This is a genomic window from Streptomyces sp. NP-1717, from assembly GCF_022695985.1.
Taxonomy (GTDB): domain Bacteria; phylum Actinomycetota; class Actinomycetes; order Streptomycetales; family Streptomycetaceae; genus Streptomyces.
The window spans coordinates 1-4,300 of sequence record NZ_JAAPBF010000365.1; the positions used below are offsets into that span (position 1 = coordinate 1).

A 4,300-nucleotide genomic window follows, 5' to 3' on the forward strand; every position below is an offset into this window, starting at 1 on the left:
CCCCCCGGCAAGCACATCCGTCCCACCGACGGCCCATCAAGCCCGTCCCGGCGGGCAATTCAAGCCCGTCCGGCGATTGAGGACACAACCGGTCGCGGCGCACCTCTTCAAGCGCGCCCGGCGCGCACATCCACCCCGGCCCGGCGGGCATTGCAAGCCCGTCCAGTGGGCACTTCCAACCGGCCCCGCCGGCGCTTCGAGCCCGCCCGGCGGCACATCAAGCCCGTCCGGCGATTGAGGACACACCCGGTCGCGGCGGACCTCTTGCAGCGCGCCCGGTGGGCACATCCATCCGGCCCGGCGGCCAATTCAAGCCCGTCCGGCGATTGAGGACAGACCAGCCTCCGCCAGGTGACGCGCGGCCCTCACCCCAGCCGCCTCAGCGCCTCCGACGCGGCAGCGGAGAGGCGCGGGTGCGCGCGGGCGCTGCGGAGGAGGGGGAGCGCGCGGCGGTCGCCCAGGCGGCCGAGGCCCTCCACGCACGCGAGCGCCACCCGCCAGTGGGTCTCGTTCGGCGCGAGCAGTCGCTCCAGGGTGGCGATCAGGGCCGGTACCGACTCCGGCGCCCGCAGTTCGGTCAGCAGCCGGACCGGGTGGAGCGCGTACGCGGTGCGCAGCACGTTGGTGGCGAGCGCGGCGGCGGCGCGCGGTGTGCGGGGGTCGCCGAGTACGGCCAGCGCGTGGGAGGCCGACAGACAGCGCTGGGAATCGCGGTGGTTGAGCAGCAGCACCAGCGTCTCGAACGCCCGCCGGTCCCCCGCGCAGCCGAGCCGGAAGGCGGCGATCTCCCGTGCCCACAGGGGGTACTGGGGCGCGACGAGGACGTCCGCCAGTTCCTCGTGGTTCTCGGTGGCGATCAGCCGCCGGTACGTGGCCGAGTCGCCGGACTCGTCCCGTACCCGCTCGGCGAGTACGCGCGATTCCTCGTCGGTGACGGCCCGTTCGGTACGGGCGGTGACAGACGAGGCGCGGGGCCCGGCCACCCGGACCCCCTCGGTCACCCCCGCCGCTTCCGCAGGCCCTGCCTGCTGTTCCAGCTCACTCATCCGGGCAGAGTATCCGCGCTCCGTGTCCGAGAGGACGCTCTGAGTGACCACGCGGCGCCGGAACGGCCGGTTTCCGCCGGTGACGCACCGCACATCTCCCCAGGGCTGGCGCGCTTGTTACCGGCCGGTTAATCTCAAGTGAGCGGGAAACCCCCGCGGCTCCCGGTGGCCTGGTGACGCAGCCACCGTGAGTGCCCGTCGGTTCGGCACACGTACGGCGCGACTCCGGGACAGGGTCCGCCGGCTTCTCATCCCGACATCCACAACGCCCGCGCGGCGCGCCCCACTCGACGAGTGCGGCGGCCCCGGCGCACGGCAACGGCATCGCGCCTGTCCCCCTCCTCAGTCGTCACTCATCCCCCTGGAGTCCCGTGATGGACATCCCTCTCTCCACCATCGCCGTCGTCGGCCTCGGCACGATGGGGACCGGTATCTCCGAGGTCCTCGCCCGCGCCGGCCGCGAGGTCATCGGCATCGACATCGACGAGATCGCCACCGCCCAGGCGGTCGCCGCACTCGAGGCGTCCACGGCCCGTGCCGTGGAGCGCGGGCGGGTGACCGAGGAGGAGCGGCGCGGGATGCTCGCCCGGTTCCGTACGTTCACCGACCTCCAGGCCGCCGCGGACGCCGATCTCGTCATCGAGGTCGTCCCCGAGTCGTACGAGATCAAGCAGCAGGTCTTCCGCGCGCTGGACGGGATCGTCGGTCCCGGCACGATCCTGGCGACCGGCACGAACGCGCTGTCGGTGACGCGGCTCGCCGCCGACTCCGCGCACCCGGAGCGCGTGCTCGGCATGCACTTCTTCAATCCGGCCCCGGCGATGAAGCTGGTCGAGGTCGTGTCGTCGGTGCTGACCGCGCCGACGGCCGTCACCGCCGTCACCGCGCTGGCGCGTGAGCTGGGCAAGGAGCCCGTCGGCGTGGGCGACCGGCCCGGTTTCGTCGCCGACGGGCTCCTCTTCGGCTATCTGAACCAGGCCGCCGCGATGTACGAGGCGAAGTACGCCTCGCGCGAGGACATCGACGCTGCGATGCGGCTCGGCTGCGGTCTGCCGATGGGCCCGCTGGCGCTGCTCGACCTGATCGGCGTCGACACCGCCCGTACGGTCCTGGAGGCCATGTACGCGGCGTCGCGCGACCGGCTGCACGCTCCGGCGCCGATCCTGCGGCAGCTCAGCGAGGCCGGGCTCACCGGCCGCAAGTCGGGACGCGGCTTCTACACGTACGAGGCGCCGGGCAGCGGCACGGTGGTGCGCGACGCGCTGACCCCGCTGGACGAGGGACGCGGCGGCGAAAGCGGGCGGCCCGCGGTCCGGTCGGTCGGTGTCGCGGGCTCGGGAACGATGGCGAGCGGCATCGCGGAGGTCTTCGCCAAGGCGGGCTATGTCGTGGTGCTCGCCGCCCGCAGCCAGGAGAAGGCCGACGCGGCCAAGGCCCGGATCGCCAAGTCACTGGGCCGCTCAGTCGACAAGGGGCGGCTGACCGGGGAGGCGCGCGACGACGCCCTGGCGCGGATCTCCCCGGCCGATTCGCTCGACGCGTTCGACGACGTCGATCTCGCCGTCGAGGCAGTGGCCGAGGACCTGGAGGTCAAGCGGCAGCTGTTCGCGGCGCTCGACAAGGTCTGCAAGCCGGGCGCCGTGCTTGCCACCACGACGTCGTCGCTGCCGGTCGTGGCGTGCGCCCGCGCCACGACGCGTCCCCGGGACGTGATCGGCATGCACTTCTTCAACCCGGCCCCCGCGATGAAACTGGTCGAGGTGGTCCGTACCGTCCTCACGTCGGACGAGGCGCACGCCACGGTCCGCGAGGTGTGCGCGACGATCCGCAAGCACCCGGTGGACTGCGGCGACCGGGCCGGTTTCATCGTGAACGCGCTGCTGTTCCCGTACCTGAACAACGCGGTGAAGATGGTCCAGGAGCACTACGCGACGCTGGACGACATCGACGCCGCGATGAAGCTGGGCGGCGGCTACCCGATGGGGCCGTTCGAACTGCTGGACGTGGTCGGTCTCGATGTCTCGCTGGCCATCGAGAAGGTCCTGCACCGCGAGTTCCGCGACCCGGGACTGGCGCCGGCGCCACTGCTGGAACACCTGGTGGCGGCGGGCTGTCTGGGCCGCAAGACGGGACGCGGCTTCCGCGAGTACGCGGCGCGAAGGTAGCGGGGACCCGTCTTGACCGTGACGTGTACCCGGTCGCCGGGCGGGCCGCCTTCCGCGGTCCGTCCCGGCGCGGCCCCCACGGGCGCGCCCTCCTGCGCGGATGCAGTACGTTCGGGTCATGGCTCAGCCCGCTGACTCCGCCCGACGGCCCGCCCGTACGAACACCACTGCCGACGCGCCGGAGAGCGCGGCGGGCGGCCGCGCGGCGGCCCAGCGGCTGAAGATGCGCCGGGAGCTGTCGGCGGCGGCGATGGAGCTGTTCTCCACCAAGGGGTACGAGGCGACGACCGTCGACGAGATCGCCGCGGCGGCCGGGGTCGCGCGCCGGACGTTCTTCCGGCACTTCCGTTCCAAGGAAGAGGCGATCTTCCCGGACCACGACGACACCCTCGTCCGCGCGGAAGCGGTCCTGAACGCGGCGCCGGCGCACGAGCACCCGCTCGACACCGTGTGCCGGGGCATCAAGGAAGTCATGCGGATGTACGCGGCTTCGCCGACCCTCTCCGTGGCGCGCTACCAGCTCACCCGCGAGGTGCCCACGCTGCGCGAGGCCGAGATCGCCTCGGTGGCCCGCTACGAGCGGCTGTTCACCCGCTATCTGCTGGGCCACTTCGACGAGCACGAGCACCCCGACGGCAACGACGACCCGCTGCTGGCAGAGGTGGCCGCGTCGGCCGTCGTCACCGCCCACAACCATGTGCTGCGCCGCTGGCTGCGGGCGGACGGCCAGGGCGACGTGGAGACACAGCTCGACCACGCCTTCGCGATCGTCCGCGACACCTTCGGCTCGGGCATCGGCGCGGGCCGGACGATGGGCGGCGGCGCGAGTCCCGCCGCGACGGTGAGCACGAGCGGCGAGGTCCTGGTGGCGGTGGCCCGCACCGACGCGCCGCTGGACGAGGTCATGCGCACGATCAAGCAGGCCCTGGGAAGCCGCTGACCCCGCCACCCGCCGCCTCTTCCGTGATAGGCAGTCAGTTCGACGCCGGGACCGACGGAGGGGGCGCTGGTGTCCGGGGAGCAGCAGTTCCGGAACGAGTTCAGCGGCGGCGAGGCGCGGACCGTGGTCCAGGTGGGCCGCGCCGACCT

Annotated in this window: 3 protein-coding genes; 2 read left to right on the forward strand and 1 reads right to left on the reverse strand. The window is 72.8% G+C overall.

The features are described from left to right. Window positions 1–365: 365 nt before the first annotated feature. Window positions 366–1,046 carry a HEAT repeat domain-containing protein gene (locus GXP76_RS34325; RefSeq protein ID WP_242575536.1) on the reverse strand — a complete coding sequence of 227 codons (681 nt, stop codon included), beginning with the start codon at window positions 1,044–1,046 and terminating at the stop codon, window positions 366–368. Between the two features lie 374 nt (window positions 1,047–1,420). On the opposite strand from GXP76_RS34325, the gene GXP76_RS34330 reads away from it, so the two are divergent. Both GXP76_RS34330 and GXP76_RS34335 read left to right on the forward strand, forming a co-directional pair. Beyond that, the gene (locus GXP76_RS34330; protein WP_242575537.1) at window positions 1,421–3,211 is read left to right on the forward strand and encodes a 3-hydroxyacyl-CoA dehydrogenase family protein; all 1,791 of its coding nucleotides are present in this window, start codon (window positions 1,421–1,423) and stop codon (window positions 3,209–3,211) included. A 100-nt stretch (window positions 3,212–3,311) separates the two neighbouring features. Further along, window positions 3,312–4,151 carry a TetR family transcriptional regulator gene (locus GXP76_RS34335; protein ID WP_242575538.1) on the forward strand — a complete coding sequence of 280 codons (840 nt, stop codon included), beginning with the start codon at window positions 3,312–3,314 and terminating at the stop codon, window positions 4,149–4,151. Window positions 4,152–4,300 lie beyond the last annotated feature (149 nt).

What these genes read in the sequence shown, in the direction of transcription:
- GXP76_RS34325 (WP_242575536.1), bottom strand. Translation starts at nt 1,046, where the DNA reads ATGAGTGAGCTGGAACAGCAGGCAGGGCCTGCGGAAGCGGCGGGGGTG.
- GXP76_RS34335 (WP_242575538.1), top strand. Translation starts at nt 3,312, where the DNA reads ATGCAGTACGTTCGGGTCATGGCTCAGCCCGCTGACTCCGCCCGACGG.
- GXP76_RS34330 (WP_242575537.1), top strand. Translation starts at nt 1,421, where the DNA reads ATGGACATCCCTCTCTCCACCATCGCCGTCGTCGGCCTCGGCACGATG.